Genomic DNA, 18,925 nt, shown 5'->3' with positions numbered 1-18,925 from the left:
GGGGCGTCACTGCGGCCCCACCCTCCGGATCAGGTTGATGGGCACCATTCCCGGGCCCAGCAATATGTGCACTATCTGGCCGATGCCGGCGTTGGTCACGATCACGTCGTTGATGTCGCAGAGGTTGAGGACCCACGCCTGCTCCATCACGATCCGAGCGCCCTCGACCCAATGCCGTTCGGCGTCCGCTTTGCTGACGGATCGTTTCCCGGCATCCATCACGGCATCGAGGGCGGTGTTCGAATAGTTGAACCAGTTGACCGGAGTTACGCCGGTGCGGAAGAAGATTCGCAGTGTGGTGTCGGCATTGAGCGCGTCGCCGCCGGACCCGTGGAGCAGCAGGTGCGGCTGCCGCTCGACCGGGGTCGAATGCAGTGCGAAAACCTGCGAGGTCGGCAGGGCCCGCACCGTGGCAGCCAGTCCCAGCGCCGCCAGCTGCGTCTGGAGGAGTTCGGCGACCCGGGCGTCGGTGGCGCCACCCGCCTCGTCGTAGGCGAGGTCGATCTGCTTGTCGCCGTCCGGCAGTTTCGCGATCAGCGCCTTCAGCTTTGATACGTCGTGGTCGGGTGCGTCGGGGGCAGCGCCGTCGGGCAGCACTCCGGCCGGGTAGAACTGGGTGGATCGTGCGGCTGTCGACCCGTAGGCCGGATCGATGAGCGCGGGAACGTTCACCGCCGAGCGCATCGCCCGACGGAACTCGACATCGGCGAACACGCCCCGCTTCCAGTTCAGGAAGATCGACGACTTGAACGCCGTCGGATGTTCCACCACAGTCAATGTCGAGTTCGTCTTCATCGCCTCGACCGCGGCGATCGGCAGGCCCTTGGTGATGATGTCCAGCTGCCCCTGCTCGAGCAACAGGCGTTGCGTCGTGATGTCCGGGATGATCTCGATACGCAGTGCCGTGAATTCCGGTTTGGTTCCCCAGTAGCCGTCGTACGCGGTCAGTGTGTAGTGGCTGCTCGGTACGAACTCCGTGACTCGGTAGGGCCCGGTTCCCGCATCGTGATTACTCAACCAGCCCTGGGCCCGATCACCGTTCACGGTGTTGGCCTGCACCGCGGCCGGGCTGACCGCCTTGAGTCCCCACGGGCAGGCGAGGTAGTCCAGGAACGGCTCCACCGGATACGCGAGCTCGATCACGAGTGTGGTGTCGTCGGGCGCGGACATCGAGGCCACGTCGGCGATCAGGTAGGCCGGCGCTTGGTTGATCGCGGTGCGCCGTTCATAACTCGCGATGATCGTCGCGGCTGTCATGGGCGTGCCGTCGTGGTAGGTGACACCGGGTCGCAGCTTGAACGTGTAGGTGCGGCCGTCGTCGGTGATCGTCCACGACTCGGCCAGGGCGGGACCAATTTCGGGCGAATCTGGTCTGTATGCGACCAGACCTTCGTAGACATTCAGGGTGACCTCGAGACCCTCGCCCTCGTAGAAGATGTCCGGGTCGGGCACTTGCATATCGGCCAGGAATCCGAACCGGAGAGTATCGCCGACCGTTCGGGCGCCACGGGATCCGCCCGCACATGCCGACAGCAGTGGCGAGGCTCCAAGGGCTCCCGTGACGACAACGAGGGCAGTGCCCTTCAGGAATGTCCGACGGTCCGCAGTCATGCTCATGTCGCCACGCGCCTTTTCACAGTCGTCGTTCACTCGCGAAGCAGGCCACCCGACACATGATCGGAATCCCCAGTGTCGCACAGTAATCCGCCCCGGCGTGCCGAAATCGCCAGTGGCGCAACCGAATTTCCGGACCGGCGGTCCATGGGTCTTGACACGACGCGAACGCCCCATTGATCAGCGACTATTGACAGCGCCGCTGTGGTGATGCGATGTTGATTACAGCGGAGGTCCGCATCATCAATATCGGCAACGGTCCGATATATTTTCGCTTGGCTATCATCGTCCGATAGGGGTGACGACGTGAGCAAAAAAGAAACCGACGATGCGGTACCTAACATCGGAGGGGGTCACGACTATTCCGACTACACGCTTATCGAGAGCCCTGACGACAATTTCGACGACAATTTCCAGCCACAGGTCTGCGATCTGGCGGATCTGAATGGCGACCCAGCGGCACGAGATCACTTCATCAACCTGCTGGGTACGGCCATGGAAGACGTCGGGATCGCGATTCTGATCAACCACGGTATCGGCGCCGAAGAGCTTCAGACCACCGATACACACGCACTGAACATTTTCACAACGATACCCGAGCAGCAGAAGATGCGGTTCGTCTCGCCGGACTGCGCCTATGGTGATCCCTATTACCTGGGGTACGTTCCACTCCAGGAGAGCATGCCTTCGCTGCCGCATGCGGTAGAAGCATGGGAATTCGACAGATCCGCCTTCAGAATTTCCGGAGAAGATACGGACAGGGCACTCGACCGTTGGCCGGACCAGAAATTCGAAGCCGAATTCAGAAAATTCTGGCAGGCATGCGAGGAATTGACCCCGCGGCTCGGCCGAGCGCTGCTCCGATATCTGGATGTCGATCCTTCGCGCTATGACGAGAAGATCTTCCCCACGTACGACGTGCTGCGGATCAATCACTACCCTCCCATCAGCCCAGCTGCCGGGAGCCTTGCCTCGCCCGCTCGCGTTCTCGCGCACGAGGACTACGGATTCATCAACCTGATGCTGGGCAGTCCGGTCGAAGGGCTGCAGGTGTATCACCCGCGCAGCAAGGCTTGGTGCAGGATCCACACCCCAGCCGATGCTCTTGTTGCACTCAGTGGTGAATGGCTGCGGTTCGTCAGTAGCGATCGCTTCCGCGCCTGCACCCACCGCGTCAGCGTGCCACGCGCCCCTGCCCAGCGGTCCGTTCCCCGAGTCACCGTGCTCTATACGCTGCATCCGTTCGAAGCGTCGACCGTCGAAGTGCTGCCGGAGCTCCAGCAAAAATATCAGCCGATCAGTGGCCGAGATTTCATGACCGGGGTAGCCGACCGACTATCCGAAAGATGCAAATTGTTGACAGATCAGCTCTGAGAGGTCGTGACTATGTTCTATCTCCCTCGGTCCGACATCGCTTCTCTGTTCGACCGGGCTCGGTACCGCGCCTTTCAATTCGAGCGAGAAGACGAACACATCGTGAGCGACGAGATCGAACCGATGCGTCGCTATCAGGCCGGCTTGGTGCCGCTGGACCCGGACGACTACCCAACCCTATGGAAGGAATGGGAGGATCTGAGCGACGCGACCACCGCCAGAGGAGTCGCTATGCAGCGTGTCCGGGTAGTCACCGAACCGTTGACCGAATACATCCGCTTTCTCCACGCGGTAACCGGGCGCAACCAGGCACACGGTGAGGATATTCGCTGGCTCCCTCGGCATTGGTTGACGCCGGAGGAATACCCCGCAGACGAGTGGTGCCTGATCGACGATGACACGCTTGCCTGGACATTGTTCGACGAGGACGATTTCGTGGGCTATGGCCTCACGGAGGATCCGGTCGAAGTCGCGCGCGCAATCGCCGTGCGGGATGCACTGTGGGCGAAGGCGGTCCCACACACCGACTACATTCCGGGTGCGTGATCCGCTGTCACCACAACCCCCGAGCCAGCTCCAGCACGCCCTCGGCTCGACGCCTGAACGATCGCGGCGGTAGCGACCGGTACACCCGCAGATACGCCTCGACCATCCGGTCCGGGTGCCCTTCTCCGGCGATCGAGGCCAGCGCGCCCGCGACGATCCGTTCCCGGATCCGCGCATCGCCGAGCTCGCGCAAACAACGGGGAATATCGGAGAATGCCTCGCCCCGACGGTATTTCAGCCCGTTCACCCCATCGGTGACCATGCCGAAGCCGGGACTGTCGGGCACGATCACCGGACAGCCCGCGGCCATCGCCTCGATCATCACCATCGGATGCCCTTCCGACCGCGAGGTCGACAGGAGCGCGCCGCCACCGGCGGCCACATTCCGATACCACTGCACCAGATCAGCTTTCGAACACAGGCCGGGCCGGTAGTCCACCCGCCCGGCCAGCCAATCGTCGAGCCCCAGTGTCTCCGCATTGTCCTCGGTGTCGATGATCACGACCTCGAAACCCGCCAGCACACCTGCCGCCACCAGATACAACAGCCCGTGGATGCCTTTGGACGGCCAGTCGGTATCCACCGCGCGACCCACCCACAACAGCTGCGGACGCGGACCCGCGCGCGCCGGCCCCGGCGTGCACACCGCCACGTCCGGGGCATTCGCGATCACCCGCGGCGAAGTCGCTGTGCGCGTGATCAACCCCGCCGCCGCCTCCGCCGACACCGCTGTGTACCCGTCGAACCGCACCTCGGTCACATCGGTCGGGGTGCTGACGTGCGCGGTCACCACCGTCCTCGCGAACAGCGCCGCCCATCGCAGCAGCGACGCGAGACCAGGCCAGCTCGGGCACGCCGAGGTCGCGTGCACCACCGTGAAATCTCCCCGCGCGAGCCGTGCCGCCACCGGCGCCGGCGACCCGATCCACACGCCCAACGCACACAGCGACCCGACGCGGCCAGGGCCGCCCTGCGGCGCATACACCCCACACCGCACGCCGCGCTGCTCCAACCCCCGGATCAGCACCTCCAGCACCGCTTCCACCCCGCCGTCGATGACCGTCACAACGAAGAGAACCCGGTCCTCGCCGGCTCGGCGCGCATCAGACCTCATGCCGGATGATCTCCGCCGGAAGGGGATTCAGCCGAGTCCCAGAGCACCGGACAAATCTTGGGATCGCTGTAGTCGACGTCCCCGTTCGGCAGCCTCCCACACATCTGATCGTTGACATGTGAGTGCAGCTCCCCGGCTTCGTCGTACACCCGTTGGTATCGGTTCGCGCTGTCCTGCATGTGCACGATCAATCCCACTCTCGCCAGGTCGCTCGAATTCGAGCCGCTGCCGTGGATTGTCATGCTGCTGTGAAAACTCACCTGCCCTTTGCGCAACAACAGCGGCACGCGACGAACCGGCATGCCGATGCTCTCGAGCATAGAGTCGACCTTTTCCGGATCGTCACCGAGAAAGAATGTGTCGTTATAGCGAACCGCACGGGTTTGCTCGGTATCCGGCCAGTTGTGGCTCCCGTCGATCATCACCACCGGGCCCATGGACTCGTCACAGTCCTGCAGCGCGATCCATGCGGTCAACATATTGGTGGACGTGCACGTGTGCCAATGCACACGGTCGGCGTGCCATTCGAGGGTGACTTCCGTGTGCGGGGGCTTGTATATCAAGCTGCTCAGCCAGAGCCTTATCTGACTGGTTCGCGCCAGCCGTGCCGCGATGGCTCCGATCAACGGCTGCAGCATGAAGCTGCCGAGCCGGTCGCTGGTCAGTGCGACATGATCGTTGAATCGGATCTGATGAGCCGAGCCCTCGATCCAGTCGTCCATGTCGTCGAGCGTGATGGGCAAGGTCCGGTCGCGTTTGCCGCTGTGGTGGATCGCCAGCGCGGCCGACGCGGCGTCCACTTCTTCGTCGGTGAACAGCCGCGGCGTGACGAACCAGCCATGCTGCTGGTAGAACTCGACATCGTCGTCGGAGGGTAGCAACTCTTGTTCAGCCGATGACAACTCGAACATAATGGCTCCTTCTCGCAAATATCAACTACGACAACGTCGATTGCGCGTCCCACAGCACGGGACAAATCGTGGGGTCGCTGTAGTCGACGTCACCGCTCGGCAGCTTGCGGCACATCCGATCATTGGCGGCCGAGTAAATTTCTCCGGATTGGTCGTAGACCCGCTGATAGCGATTCAGATGATCCTGCATATCTATGGTTGCCCCGATTCTGGCCCGGTTGCTCAGATTGGGTCCGCTGCCATGGACGGTCAGGCAGTTGTGAAAGCTGACCTGTCCCTTGCGCAACAAGAGGGGTACGCGTCGAAGTGGCATGCCGGTGCGCTCGAGCCGGTCCTGCAACATCGTCGGATCGCTGCCGAAAAATGTTCGACCGAATCTGACCGCACGGACGTCCTCGGTGTCCGGCCAGCGATGGCTACCATCGATCATCACCACCGGCCCCATGGACTCGTCGCAGTCCTGCAGCGCGATCCACGCAGTCAACATCTTGGTGGACGTACAGCTGCGCCAGTAGGCGCGGTCTGTGTGCCATCCAATGGTGGTGTCGCCGTCGGCGGTTTGAGGTTGCTTGTGCACAATACTGCTCTGCCACAACCTGATCTGGCTCGTTTGCGCCAACCGCGCGGCAACGGCCGCGACTATCGGCCGCAGCATGAAATCACGGAGCCGGCGATTCGTCAGCGCGACGTAGTCGTTGAACCGGATCTGGTGGACCGCACCCGGGGCCCAGTCGTAGAGCTCGTCGATCTCGCCCGGCAGAGCGTAGTCACGTTCACGTCGGTGATGCGCCTCCAAGGCAGTCAGCGCAGCGTCGATCGCTTCCTCACTGAACAATTTCGGGGCGACGAACCAGCCGTGTTGCTCATAGAACTCGACATCGTCATCGGACGGCAGCAAATCTTGCTCGGTCTTTGTCAACCCGGACACCGGATACCTCTCTTCCACATCGAAATCCGCCTCGCGTCATTCCCGCAGACGATGTCGACCGGCCCGGCGGTCGATAAGGCGCAGATGCAGCCCTCCCGGCACCAATGAGACCGAAAGGGGCGGGCGGATGCGCAAACCGGGGATGGTCTGCAACCGCCAGCGACTCGCGATCGTCACCAAGGCCAGCACGACCTCGGTCATCCCGAAGGCTTCCCCGATGCACTTTCTCGCCCCACCGCCGAAGGGCAGCAGGGCGCCGGGAGACGACGTGGCACGTTCGGGCAGCCAGCGGTCGGGATCGAAACGATCGGGTTCGTCGTAGAGGTCGGGCCGCCGATGGATGAGATATGGGCTCAGGGCAACGGTGCTGCCGGCCGACAGATCGTATGGGCCGAGCCGGACCCCGGCGGTCACTGTGCGCGTGAAGAACCACGCGGGAGGATAGAGCCGCAAGGTCTCGGTGACGATCCTGCTCGCTACCTCCAGCTGCTCCAGATCGCTGTGATCGGGCGCTCTTCCCGACAGCACAGTATCGATCTCGGCGTGCAACTCCGCTTCGATATCGGGGTGCTGCGCAAGCAGATACAGCACCCACGCCAGAGCCGAGGACGTGGTCTCCGTTCCCGCGACGAAGAACGTCACGACCGCGTCGCTGACGTCGTCGTCGGTCGTGCCGGGCGTGTCACTGTCGCGGTCGTGGACCGCCAGGAGCGCCGACAGGAGATCCCCGCTGTCGACGCCGGTCGCGCGGCGGTCGGCGATGATGCCGTTCATCGTGTTCCGTAACCGGAGATTGGCGTGGTTGTACCGCCGGGTGCCGGGAATCGGCAGCCGGCTGATCGCGTCGGGCAGCAGCGTCCGTTGAAAGGTGCCTTCGAAGGTGGCGGTGAGATCGCTGACCACTTCCCGCAGGCCCGTCGGCGACAGGGTGCTGGAAAACATTGTGGCGCCGAAGACCCGGGAGGTGATCGTGAACATCTCGGGACAGACGTCGAGGACCTGACCAGATTGCCAACCGTCGACGACCGAGGCTATCTGTGCGGTCATCGTGTGCGCGTAGCCCGCGAGACGTTTCGAATGAAAGGCGGGCTGGGCCAGGCGGCGCTTGTGCCGATGCTTGCTGTGCGTGCACGTGGCGACGCTTTCGCCCAGCCACTCCCGTTCTCGTTCCAGGAACAGACCACCTTTGTCGAAGGTCCGGTCATCGATCAGAACCTTGCGAGTCAACCCGGGATCACAGATCACGACAGCGGCTTTCGGACCGAGTCGGATCTTCACGAGATCACCGTGTTCGGGCAGCTGAGCCAGAAAGGTGAACGGCTGCTTCAAGAACGGCAGCAGATGGCCGATCAAGGGCCGGGAGCCGGGCGCGGTCGGAATCTCGCAGGACAGGTCTGTCATGAGACGCTACGTTTCTCTGCATCGATCCTGAATCCACCACTGCTGACGGCCCCGACCTGGCGGAGCCAACCGAACCAATCCTCGAGGCCCCAGGACCGAACGACGAGTCCGTCTGCGATCTCATGGAATTCATGGATCCGGATCCGAACCGCTCGTCCGGTCGCGGGCACACCGAGCCATTCGCCCGCGTGTACCCCGCGCATCTCCCCGCGGACCGCGACCATCCCGTTGCCGTCCGCCCCGCGTCCGTCGACGATCGTCTGCACGACGATCGTGAACTGCGAGAAGGCGTGATTGACCGCGGCAACGAGACTTTCGATGTCGTCGCGTCCGGACGCCGGCCCGGGTGAGTTGTCGCCCCAGTCGGGGGCCATGACCTCATCCAACAGACCGACATCGCCGCTCAAACCACGATAGAAAGTCTTGATCAAGTCGTCGACCGATCGCGTCACCAGCCAGCTCCTTCCGCCGCTATTGCTTCTCGTGTGTCGCGGCCAAGAGCTTGTTGACGTACTCGAGTGCGAGCCGTGGCGTCCGGAGAATCTCGACGGTCTCGTTCGGTAGCAGCGTCGGTATGCGAACTTTCCATTCCCGTTGGATTCGTTCGGCCAATTCGATCGTGCCCAGCGAGTCCAGACCGAGTTCGCAGAAGGGCTCATCGAGCGCCTTCTCGGTGAGTTCCGTTTCGACGCCTTCACACGCCCGGTACAGTCGACCCAGGTCATCGAGGGCGAACTCTCTCATCAGTGCTCCTTATCAGCAGCCCACCAGCGCCTGCACCAGGTTGGGATGACGAATCAGCCGGTAGTTTCATGGCAGGTACACGCCGGGCCACGGTCGAGGTGTGCGAGGTGTAGAAGTTGGCGCGCTGCGACCTGGATCGCGCACATCGCAACGTGGTGGTAGGTGCCGAAGAAGCCGCTCAAAAGGATACTGGCCGAGCGATTCTCGACCTCATGCCACCAGCGATCGGGAACGTAGAGTACGTCGCCGGCCTCGAGCTCGACGTCGTACAGAGTTTCTTCATGATGTGCCGTCGTGGCGGCTATCTCGCCCAACGGCAAAGCCGACAGGCGCGCCCATGGATCATACTTTTCCGACAACGCATCGGCCGCTTCGACGAAACCTGGTGGCGCAATACGGAAACGCTTGTTCCCCCGGATCAGTACGGCAATGTTCTCCAGCAGGTCGTAGTGCGCGCCGGTACGCGCCCCCGCGGGACCCACCCAGACTCCCGGAGGCGGGGAGAACGCCCGCCGCGGGAAGAGGCTCGTGCGAGGGAACAGGTCGTCCTGAAGCTGCGGGAACCTCCGCAGCAGGTTGAATTCCTTGAGATACAGGGATTCCTCGCCGGGATCATCGTCAGCCAGGAGCGCCATGTAGGCCCCCAGCGTCGACCGGGTGAAATGTGTTGCGGCACTTTCGCGATCCCCTCGAACCAGTTCGATGGACATCCCCGGCCGCAGTCTTCCGATGAAGTCGAAATCCCACCGATGCACGGCCGGCCAGTCGGCGGCCAGCCCCGGAAACACTGCTGGTTCCTTCTTTGCGATGTACTCATGCACCGGTGCGGTCGCAGGTCGTAGCTGCGGCATGTTTCCCTCCTCCCTTCGGTAGTTGCCCGCAACTCGATCAGAGCCGCCGGTGGATAACGGCCCCGTAGTCCAGGGACTGGGGGTGGGGAAAATAGTTGGGCTTGACCGAGACGATCCTCGTGAAGCCGTTCAAGTAGTAGTAGCGCAGCTGCCGGTCCAGCGGCGTTCCATCGTCGTTCGTGGCCCGTACGTACGCCGTGGGCGACCCGTCCGGATTGGCCTTGATCCATTCGCGCAATCCAGGGACGGTCGACCCGCCGTACAGGTTCCGATAACCCATTACGGCCAGCTGCGGCAAGAAGGAACGAAACAGCGCTACGGCCGCGCTCGAGCTGGTGCTGGTCAGACTCACGCCGAACAGGCAATCGGTACTACCGGGCGGGGGCAGTGGCGCGTAGGCACAGGCCCGCCAGTTCTCCGCTGCGCGAATGGTCTCCGGCGTGACGGGCCGAGCGAACATGGACGCGAGCAGTCGGGTCCCGTCCCGGTCGAACGCTCCCGCGGCCAGTTGGGGTAGCCGATCGATTCTGTCGAACAATTCCTCAGCGGTGGCGGCCTGTTCGTGGTCCCACTTGGCGCGCTCCATCTCCACTACTCGGTCCAGATCGGATAACCGGAGGTTTCGAACCTCGATATCGTTTCCGCCTCCGGTGACGGCGACGCGATGTGCGTTCTCGCCTGCTGGCATGTGTCTTCCCTTCGAAGGCATTTCCACGGCTACGGGAGGTCGACGAGCCGGGAACCGTGATCGAGCATCTTGTTGATGTGGATGGCGAGTCGAGTCGGGGTGGGGTGATCCAGGATGCCTGCGACCGTGAGCTGGACGCCCGTAGCGCTGCTGAGCCGAGTGCGGAGCTCCACATTGGACAGCGAGTCGAACCCGGCGTCTCGGAAGGTCCGATCCGCTGCGAGGGCGTCGGGATCTTGATGCCCCAGTACGAGAGCGGCGTGGGCACGAATCAAAGCTGTCAGCGCTTTGAGCCGTTCGCTGGGTGACACACCCGTCAGTTCCGGTCGCGGGAGGTCTTGCGCGAGACGGTCGCCGACAGGTGCAGGTGTGAATTCCCGTGGCAGTTCGGCCAATACCGCGGCCGGCGGCGTACCGGGTTCGACGGGTGCCAGCGCCATCGCGGCGAGCAGCGGCTCGTCCAGCTCCAGGGCCATGTCGAAAGCCGCAAGGGCACTGGCCGTGTCGAGTGGGGCAATCCCGTGCCGGGCCAGGCGTGCCCGGTCGATGTCGTCGAGATGCGCAGTGAGCGTGCTGGATTGCTGCCACAGCCCCCACGCGATCGATGTTGCGGGCAGTCCGATGCTGTGCCGGTGATAGGCCAGCGCATCGAGGAAAGCATTCGCTGCCGCGTAGTTCGCCTGTCCCGGCGTGCCGACCAGGTTGGCGATCGACGAGTACATCACGAAAGCGCGCAGGTTGATGTCCGCGGTGAGCTCATGGAGATGTCGAGCGGCGATCGCTTTGGACGACAGAACGCCGTGAAGCCGTTCGGGAGTCAGGTCGGTGAACAGGCAATCATCCAAGATTCCGGCGGCATGAACGACCGCGCCGAGTGGGTGCCGGGGCGGGATCCGTCGGATCACGGACGACAGCGCCGCGCGGTCCGACACATCGCAGACCGCCAGGACGACCTCAGCCCCCATTTCGCGAAGTTCACCTGCCAGTTTCCTGGCTTCGGGCGCCTGGTCGCCCTGGCGGCTGAGGAGGACCAGATGGCGGCAACCGTGGGCGGTAACGAGATGACGCGCGAGCAATCGTCCCAGACTGCCGGTACCGCCGGTGATCAGAACGGTCTCGCCGGGCACCAGCGCAGCGGGCTGAGTCAGGACGAGCTTGCCTGTGCTGTGCCCCTGACTGAGGTGTCGCAGCGCTTCCCGCGCATGACCGATGTTCCAGGTCTGGACGGGCAACGGGCTCAAAAACCCGTCGGCAAACAGGAATTGGAGCTGGCCGAGGATGACTTCGACCCGAGACATCGGAAGAACCGCGATATTGACGCTGCCGTAGGTGATGTCGGGGTACCCGACGGTTGCGGTGGCAGGGTCTCTGAGGTCGGTCCTTCCCATCTCCAGATAGGTTCCGCCGGGCCGCAGGAGCCGTAGCGAAACATCCACCGCGTCGCCGGCCAGGCTGCCGAGGACGATATCGAAACCGGTGGCGCCGGTGACCTCGTTGAACTGCTGTTCGAACCCGAGGGTCCGGGAGTCGGCGATGCGTTCGGGCGGGATCCCCAGCGCTTCGACGGCACGCTGCTTGGGCAGGCTTGCGGTCGCGTAGATCTCCGCGCCGAGCATGGTCGCGATCTGGACAGCTGCCATACCCACTCCCCCGGCCGCCGAGTGGATCAGAACTCGCATACCCGGTTTCAGCTCGGCGAGCTCGACGAGCGCGTGGTAGGCCGTGAGGAAGACAATGGGCACGCCGGCGGCCTGGGCGTGGCTCCAGTGCGCGGGCACGGCGAGGAGGGCACGTCGGTCGACAACGACGAACGGACCGTAAGCCCCCGGCCTCGCGCCCGCATGCAGCACGACCGCGGCGACCCGTGCGCCGAGTTCGACATCGCCGACCTGCGCGCCGACCTCCACGACCTCACCGGCCACCTCGAAACCGAGTGCGGCTTCGTCGAGGATCCCGAGCGCGACGAGGGGGTCACGGAAGTTCATGCCGGTGGCCAGTACGCGGATCCGCACCTGACCCGACTCGAGCGGCAGCGCGAGGTCGGGCGCCGGGGCGGTCACGACACCGTCCAAGGTCTGGTCCCGGCCTGGCACCAGCCGCCAGGATTGCTCGATGGCCGGCGGGCGAAGCAGATCGTCGACTGCCGGAACGAGTCGTGGGACGAACGCTCGCCCCCCGCGCAGAGCGATCTGCGGATGGTCGGTGGCGATCGCGGCGATCATCGATTGGTGATCGATGGTGCCGGTGTCGAGGTCGATCAACTGCAGCCGGCCAGGATTCTCGCTCAGGACCGAGCGCATCATGCCCGCGCAGGCTGCGCCGATCGCGTCCGGAATACCCTCCGCGAAGCTCGCGCTGCAGGCGCGCCGAGTGACGCAGACAACCAGCGATTCGTCGAGCAGACTCTCGGACAGCAGCGCCTGCGCATCGGCCATTGCCCGCGAAAGGCGTTCGCGTAGTGCACCTTCGGCTGGCAACTCGGTCACCTGACTCGCGGAACGAAGATCGAGCAGAACGACTTCCGGGACGCATTGTCCGTTGCGGAGCGCCAGGGACAACAAGGAAGCATCGGGGTGAGCATCCGCACCCGGAAGGTCGCCGTGCGAGCCGACAACCGCCCATCGTGCACTGTCAGCGGTTCGGCCGGTGCCCAGATCCACCGGCCGCCAATGGAACCGGAACGCGTGTCGGGCGCCGGTGGCGAGCATGCTGCGCAATCCACGTTTCGTCACCGGACGCAGATGCAGATCGTGGAAGTCCGCGACCGGATTTCCCTCGCGATCGGCGATCCGCACACGGTAGCGGTCCGGTCCGACCGGGCTTATCGTGGCGCGCAGATGGTCGGCGCTACGGGACAGTATGCGCGCGGATCCGATGGAGTACGGCAATAAGGTGCTCTGCTCGGATCCGCTCAGCAATAGCGCATGCAGGATCGAATCGATCAGAGCGGGATGAACAGCGAAGCCCTCGATGTGCTGTCGCGGTGGCAGCTGGACTTCGACGTACAGCGTGGCGTCTCGGCTCCAGGCGGCAGTCAGGTTCTGGAAGGCGGAACCGTAGTCGTAGCCCCGGTCTCGTAGCGCGCGATAGCATCCGTCGACGGACAGGCGACGACTGCCTCGAGGAGGCCAAACCTGTTCCTGTCTATCGTCTTCGGGCTCTGCGGTGACTGGGCCGAGGGTTGTGGTCGCCTCGGCATGGCAACGCCATTGCCCTTTGTCCCCGCGATCGCGGGAGTGCAGGGTCATCCGTCGGCTGCCGTCCTTTTCCACCGGGCCGCACATCACCTGGATGTCGACGACGGCATCGGACAGCAACAGAGGCGAGCTCAGGACCAGGCCCTGCACGCCGGTCCCACCGACCCGCGCAGCACACCAGGTGAGAACTTCGACCGTCACGGTGGCCGGCACGATGACCCGGTCGAATACCTTGTGGTCCGCCAGCCACGAGTCTTCGCTCACATCGAGGTGGCCGACACACACCGTGCTGCCGTCGAAAAGGTCGGTGCTGGTGGTGATCAGCGGATGGTCCGCACTGTCGAAGGATCCCTCTCGCATACTCCGCGCGGTCTTGGTCGCCGGTAGCCAGTAGGACCGCCGTTGCAGCGAATACGTGGGCAGGTCGACCTCGCGGGCGCCGGAATACAGTGCCGCCCAATCCACCTCGGCACCCTGTGCGTGCGCGTCGGCAACGGCGGCGAGAAAGTCCGCGCTGCCGCCGCGCCCGCGGGCGAGTGTGCCGGTGACCCCCACGTCGATGTCCACCGCGGCGGCGATTTCGGCGATGGCGCCGGCCAGCACAGGATGCGGAGATACCTCGATGAACTGCCGATATCCCGCAGTCAGCGCGCGACGTATCGCCTCGTCGAAATGCACTGTCCGGCGGAGGTTCTCGAACCAGTACGAAGCATCCAACGTGGTCGGATCGACGATCTCGCCGGTGGTGGCGGAGATGATGGACAGCCGGGCCGGACGCGGCACGATTCCCGCGAGATCGGTGTGTATCCGATCGCGCAGCACCTCCATGTGTTCGCTGTGCGACGCGTAATCCACCGGCAGCAGCCGGCCCTCGGCACCGCTGTGTTCGCAGTGCCGCAGAAACTCCGTCATCGCTTCGGCATCGCCGGCGATCACCGTGGCCGACGGCCCATTGACTACCGCCACTTCGAGCCGGTCGTTCCACTGGCACAGTAGTTCTCGCGCGCGTTCGGCGGGCAGCGTCAACGATGCCATGGCGCCTGGCCTGTCGACCGCCCGTAGCGCGGCGCTGCGCAGCGCCACCACGCGGGCGGCCTCGTCGAGTGTGAAGGCTCCGGCGATATGAGCTGCGGCGATCTCGCCTTGACTGTGTCCGATGACGGCGGTGGGAGTGATTCCGACGCTCTGCCACAATTCGGCCAGCGACACATACATCGCGAACAGGAGCGGCTGGATCACCTCGGCCCGCTCGAGCGGCGCACTCTGTTCTCCGCGCAACACTTCCAGGACGTCGAAGGTCACGTAGGGCCGCAGCGCCTCGGCGCAGCGCGCCATCGAGCGAGCGAAAACGGGCGATTCGGTCAGCAGCCGGTTACCCATCCCGACCCATTGCGACCCTTGTCCGGGAAAGACGAAAACGGGGCCCGGCCCGTGCCTCACCTTCCCCACGGCGACGCCGAGCGGGGCCGGTGCCGAGGCGAAGGCGTCCAGCTTCGCCACCAGTTCCGCTGTGCCGCCGCCGGTGACAACAGCCCGGTACGCCAGGGCGCTGCGCGTAGTGCCCAGCGACCAGCTGAGATCCACCTCCGAGAGATCCTCATGGCTGCGCAGGTGCGCGGCCAGCGCCGCGGCCTGCGCGACGAGAGCGGACGGCGACGCCGCGTACAGCGGCAACATCGGAATCTGCTGCCGCAGCGGCGAAATCTCGCGCCGGCGCGTGGGCCGGCTCCCGACAGCGGCGGGCTCGGGAGCGTCTTCGAGGATCACGTGGGCGTTGGTGCCGGTGATCCCGTAGGACAGGACCCCGGCGCGGCGCGGTTCGCCCGTTCGCGGCCAGGGACGAGGCTGATCCAGCAGCCGCATTCCCCCCGAAGTCCAGTCCACACCCGCAATGGGGTTCTCCACATGCAGTGTGGCGGGCAACCTTTCGTGCTGGAGCGCCAGCACCATCTTGATGACACCCGCGAGGCCGGCCGCGGCGAGTGTGTGGCCGATATTCGATTTGACCGAACCTACCCACAGCGGATCGTCCGCGAAGTGGTGCTGCGCGTAACTGGTTTGCAGAGTCGCGGCCTCGGTGGCGTCACCGAGTGGAGTTCCGGGGCCGTGTGCTTCGATCGCGTCGATGTGCTGGGGAAGCAGACCGGCGTCGCGGAGGGCCGCATCGATCACGGCTTGCTGGGCCCGCCCGTTCGGCGCCTGCAGCGTGGAACTGGCTCCGTCCTCGTTGACGGCGCTGCCGCGGATCACCGCCAGCACAGGCTTTCCCAGCAGCTGGGCCCGCTCCAGCGGCATCATGATCAATGATGCGACCCCCTCGGCCGGAGCGAATCCGTTCCCGTCCGCGGAGAATCCGCGGGAGTAGCCATCCACCGACAGGACTCGGTGTCGCGAATATCGCGCCAGCATCGACGGATCGCAGATCGCGGTCGCACTGCCGACGATCGTCACATCACACTCACCGGATCGCAGGGCTCGAACCGCCAGGTGCAAGGCGACCAGACCTGACGAGCACGCCGTATCCACTGTGATGGCAGGGCCGTTGAGGCCCAGGGCATAGGCGATTCGGCCCGAGGTCGCACTCAGCATCGTCCCCATCAACAGATGCCGCTCCAGGCCCGGGATGCTCGAGCCCGCCAAGCCGTAATAGCTGTCGGTCGCACCGACATAGACTCCCGAGCGCCCAGCGCTCAGCGACCGTGGGCTCATCCGCGCACGTTCCAGCGCAAGCCAAGAACTCTCCAGCAGCATCCGTTGCTGCGGATCCATCGTCGTGGCTTCCCGCGGCCCGATCCCGAACAGACTGGCATCGAAGTCGCCGATGTTCCGCAGGAAGCCACCGCGCTGGATATAGGTGGACCCCTCGATGGACGGGTCCTCGTTGTACACCCGACCGAGGTCCCAGCCACGTTCGGTGGGAAGACCGTAGGAGACATGTCGGCCTTCGGAAAGAACCGTCCAATACCCCTCCGGATCGTCGGCGCCGGGAAAACGGCAGTCCATGCCTACGATCGCGATCAATTCACCCGGCCTGAGATCTCCGCGGCTCATCATGGCACCATTCATTCATCGCGTCTGCACACGAATTCGAATCAGAATGTCAGGAAATTTCGTACGCGGAACGCAGCTAGTCGTCGTAGTCCACGTATTTTCCGGCCAGCTTCGCCATGAAGTCCTTGGCGCCGATGGGGCTGTACTTCGGCGTGCGTCCGGGCCAGACCTCGAGCACCGAAGATTCCCGGGGTAGCACGAGGTAGGGAACAGAGATCCGGGATATCGCCCGGTGTCCCGGATCTCGCGGCGCGCACACCCGATGCGAACACGAACGGAAGCGATCGTTGCTGACCATTTGGAGCCAGTCGCCGCTGTTCAAGATCATGGACCCGGGCGGCGCCGTGACCCGGCTCCAGGTCTTGCGCTGCGGGTGAAAGACTTGCAACCCTTCGATCGGATTGGTCGGCAGCAAGGTGATCAGCCCGTAGTCTTCGTGGGTCATGAAGCGACCCGTGATCTCGGTGTCGTTCGCGGGATAGTGGTTGATCCGCAGTACACCGTACGGTGGCGAGAGTTCCTCATCGTAGATCGAAGGATCGATGTCCAGATACCTGAGCAGAGCCTGCACGAGCGGCAGCGTCATCTCCTCGCACGCCTGCCAATACGGCCGCAGCGCGGTTTCGAACTTCTCATCCGGCCAGAAGGTCAGGGCCTTGGCGTCATCCTCGCCGGGCAGGCGGAAGGAATCGCGAAAGAACTCCCATGCTTCCACGGCATTCGGCCGTGTCGGCGTCCACGCCTGGACGGCGAAATACCCACGACGGAACGCTCCGCCGTACACGTAATCTGTTGCGGCGAATTTCAGCTTCCGTTCCTCGGGCACCGAATTGAACAGTTCCAGCGCGGACGCATCGGTGAACTTCAGCGAATCGTTATCGATTCCATGGTTGATCAATATCGCGAGCCCGGTATCCTCCATGGCCCGGCCGAGGATGTCGATGAAGCGTTTCTGCGCGGCCGCGTCACCCGCCAGGTCGGACATATCGCAGATCGGCGGTTCGAAAGCGTCGTCGAACACGTCGTCGAGGCTTTCCTCGAGTGAGTAATCGAGATCTTTGTTCACCACTCCGAACTTGGCGAGCGCCTGTTTGGAATCGCTGTTACTCATATTGTCACCTCTATGAATGAGAAGAATCCCCCGAAGCAAAGACCGGCGACCTCAGCGATCCAGATACCTGGCCGCCAGCCTCATCATGAAATCTCGGCCGCTGATCGGCTGGTACTTCGGATCGAAACCCGGCAGCACCTCCACGATCGACGTTTCGCGTGGGTGCACGACATAGGGGATGGTGAGGCGGGGCACGGCCCGCTGAGCGCGGTCGCGGGGAACGCTGACGCGATGGGTGCAGGAATGGAAGTGGTCGTTACTGATCATTTTCAGCCAGTCGCCACTGTTCATGACGAAGGACCCGGCCGGCGCGTCAACCCTGCTCCACGCCTTGTGCCGCGGGTGGTAGAGCTGCAGCCCCTCTACCGGAGTAGCCGGCAGCAGAGTGATCAGACCATAGTCTTCGTGCGCGAGGACCCGGCTCGTCTTTCCGGAATCTGCCGCGGCATCGTCGATCGGCGGGTAGTGATTGAACCTCAGCACGCTGTTCGGCGGCGAAAGCTCTTCGTCGTACAGCGCAGGGTCGACACCCAGGTAGCGGAACATCGCGTGCACGAGCGGAAGCACCAGCCGCTCACAGGCCTGCCAATAGGGTCGCAGCGCGACTTCGAATCGCTCATCCGGCCAGAAGGTGACCGCCTTTTCCGCATCTTCTCCCGGAATACGGAAGGCCGCTTTGTCGAGTTCCCACGCCTCCACCGAATTCGGCAGCGAATCCGTACTCTGCTGGAGCGGGATATACCCCATCTGCAGCGGCTCGCCGAACGTGAGGTCCGTCGCGACGAACTTCAGCTTTTCTTCGGGGGGCGTCAACGTGAACATCTCCAGCGCCGCATCGGCAGCCGTCGGCAGAACCGTTTCCGCTCCGTGGTTTATCAGAATGGCGAGTCCGACGTCCGCCATGGCCGCACCGAGCTGATCGATGAAACGACCTTGTGCCGCCGCGTCGCCGTCGAGGTCCGACATGTCGCAGACCTGTGGCTCGAAATCATCGTCGAATACATCATCGGGACCTTCGACAATCGAATACTCAAGATTATCTAGATCATTTTCCACAACTGCGAATTCCGCATGCGCCGTATCGGCACTATTTGCACCCACGCTAGGCCCCCTACAGGGATTTGGATCAGATGCTCAGCAGTTATCCGCTCGATGACCCGAAAAGCTCGAGCAACATCGTAGGATGAAATACCGCGTAGTCCAAGGTTGACCTAACCCAGGTTCGGTGTCAACAGTCACAGTGAAAGTTCCAAGAAGCCGGTAATTTGCCATGCGAATGGTTATATTGCAGCAATCCGACCGGACTGTAGGCGCGGGACATTTCACCGGCGCCAGGAATTGCACGGCATGCACCGTCCCCTTCCCATAGGCGATCACGACGGTGCACCACCGCCC

The 18,925-nt window shown here is 63.8% G+C and carries 14 protein-coding genes; 2 read left to right on the top strand and 12 right to left on the bottom strand.

What is annotated here, in order from left to right:
- Positions 1 to 6: 6 nt before the first annotated feature.
- Positions 7 to 1,458 carry an ABC transporter substrate-binding protein gene (locus ABZ382_RS26645; RefSeq protein WP_357094035.1) on the bottom strand — a complete coding sequence of 484 codons (1,452 nt, stop codon included), beginning with the start codon at positions 1,456 to 1,458 and terminating at the stop codon, positions 7 to 9.
- 462 nt (positions 1,459 to 1,920) lie between these two features.
- On the opposite strand from ABZ382_RS26645, the gene ABZ382_RS26640 reads away from it, so the two are divergent.
- Together ABZ382_RS26640 and ABZ382_RS26635 are read left to right on the top strand one after the other, a co-directional pair.
- Entirely contained in the window at positions 1,921 to 2,988 is a 1,068-nt protein-coding gene (locus ABZ382_RS26640; protein WP_357094032.1) for a 2OG-Fe(II) oxygenase family protein, read from the top strand.
- 12 nt (positions 2,989 to 3,000) lie between these two features.
- On the top strand, positions 3,001 to 3,534 hold the full coding sequence (locus tag ABZ382_RS26635) for a DUF6879 family protein (protein ID WP_357094030.1): 534 nt from the start codon (positions 3,001 to 3,003) through the stop codon (positions 3,532 to 3,534).
- Between the two features lie 7 nt (positions 3,535 to 3,541).
- On the opposite strand, the gene ABZ382_RS26630 is transcribed toward ABZ382_RS26635, so the two are convergent.
- The 11 genes from ABZ382_RS26630 to ABZ382_RS26580 all read right to left on the bottom strand — a co-directional run bounded on the left by ABZ382_RS26630 (position 3,542) and on the right by ABZ382_RS26580 (position 18,631).
- Positions 3,542 to 4,648: a glycosyltransferase family 4 protein gene (locus tag ABZ382_RS26630; RefSeq protein ID WP_357094027.1), complete on the bottom strand. Its 1,107-nt coding sequence runs from the start codon at positions 4,646 to 4,648 to the stop codon at positions 3,542 to 3,544.
- On the bottom strand, positions 4,645 to 5,559 hold the full coding sequence (locus ABZ382_RS26625; protein WP_357094025.1) for a phytanoyl-CoA dioxygenase family protein: 915 nt from the start codon (positions 5,557 to 5,559) through the stop codon (positions 4,645 to 4,647). The genes ABZ382_RS26630 and ABZ382_RS26625 overlap by 4 nt, the downstream gene beginning before the upstream one ends.
- Before the next feature lie 25 nt (positions 5,560 to 5,584).
- The gene (locus tag ABZ382_RS26620; RefSeq protein ID WP_357094112.1) at positions 5,585 to 6,487 is read right to left on the bottom strand and encodes a phytanoyl-CoA dioxygenase family protein; all 903 of its coding nucleotides are present in this window, start codon (positions 6,485 to 6,487) and stop codon (positions 5,585 to 5,587) included.
- Positions 6,488 to 6,523: 36 nt separating this feature from the next.
- Positions 6,524 to 7,888, bottom strand: a complete 1,365-nt coding sequence (locus ABZ382_RS26615; RefSeq protein ID WP_357094022.1) for a cytochrome P450 — start codon at positions 7,886 to 7,888, stop codon at positions 6,524 to 6,526.
- Positions 7,885 to 8,340: an ester cyclase gene (locus tag ABZ382_RS26610; protein ID WP_357094020.1), complete on the bottom strand. Its 456-nt coding sequence runs from the start codon at positions 8,338 to 8,340 to the stop codon at positions 7,885 to 7,887. Before ABZ382_RS26610 ends, ABZ382_RS26615 begins: the two co-directional genes overlap by 4 nt.
- 19 nt (positions 8,341 to 8,359) lie before the next feature.
- Positions 8,360 to 8,632 carry an acyl carrier protein gene (locus ABZ382_RS26605; protein WP_357094017.1) on the bottom strand — a complete coding sequence of 91 codons (273 nt, stop codon included), beginning with the start codon at positions 8,630 to 8,632 and terminating at the stop codon, positions 8,360 to 8,362.
- Between the two features lie 53 nt (positions 8,633 to 8,685).
- Positions 8,686 to 9,483, bottom strand: coding sequence for a cupin-like domain-containing protein (locus ABZ382_RS26600; protein ID WP_357094016.1), 798 nt, complete (start codon positions 9,481 to 9,483; stop codon positions 8,686 to 8,688).
- Positions 9,484 to 9,520: 37 nt separating this feature from the next.
- Entirely contained in the window at positions 9,521 to 10,069 is a 549-nt protein-coding gene (locus tag ABZ382_RS26595) for a hypothetical protein (protein WP_357094014.1), read from the bottom strand.
- 131 nt (positions 10,070 to 10,200) lie between these two features.
- Positions 10,201 to 16,419 (bottom strand): type I polyketide synthase, encoded by a 6,219-nt coding sequence (locus ABZ382_RS26590; protein ID WP_357094012.1) that lies wholly within the window; start codon positions 16,417 to 16,419, stop codon positions 10,201 to 10,203.
- 76 nt (positions 16,420 to 16,495) lie between these two features.
- A complete protein-coding gene (locus ABZ382_RS26585) occupies positions 16,496 to 17,530 on the bottom strand; it encodes a 2OG-Fe(II) oxygenase family protein (RefSeq protein ID WP_357094009.1) in 1,035 nt (344 codons plus the stop codon).
- 51 nt (positions 17,531 to 17,581) lie between these two features.
- Positions 17,582 to 18,631 (bottom strand): 2OG-Fe(II) oxygenase family protein, encoded by a 1,050-nt coding sequence (locus ABZ382_RS26580; protein WP_357094007.1) that lies wholly within the window; start codon positions 18,629 to 18,631, stop codon positions 17,582 to 17,584.
- Positions 18,632 to 18,925 lie beyond the last annotated feature (294 nt).

The sequence above is a fragment of the Nocardia sp. NPDC005825 genome, from assembly GCF_040630175.1.
Classification (GTDB): Bacteria; Actinomycetota; Actinomycetes; order Mycobacteriales; family Mycobacteriaceae; genus Nocardia.
The sequence above is the reverse complement of the archived record's forward strand: the minus strand, read 5'-3'. Positions and strand labels throughout refer to the sequence as shown.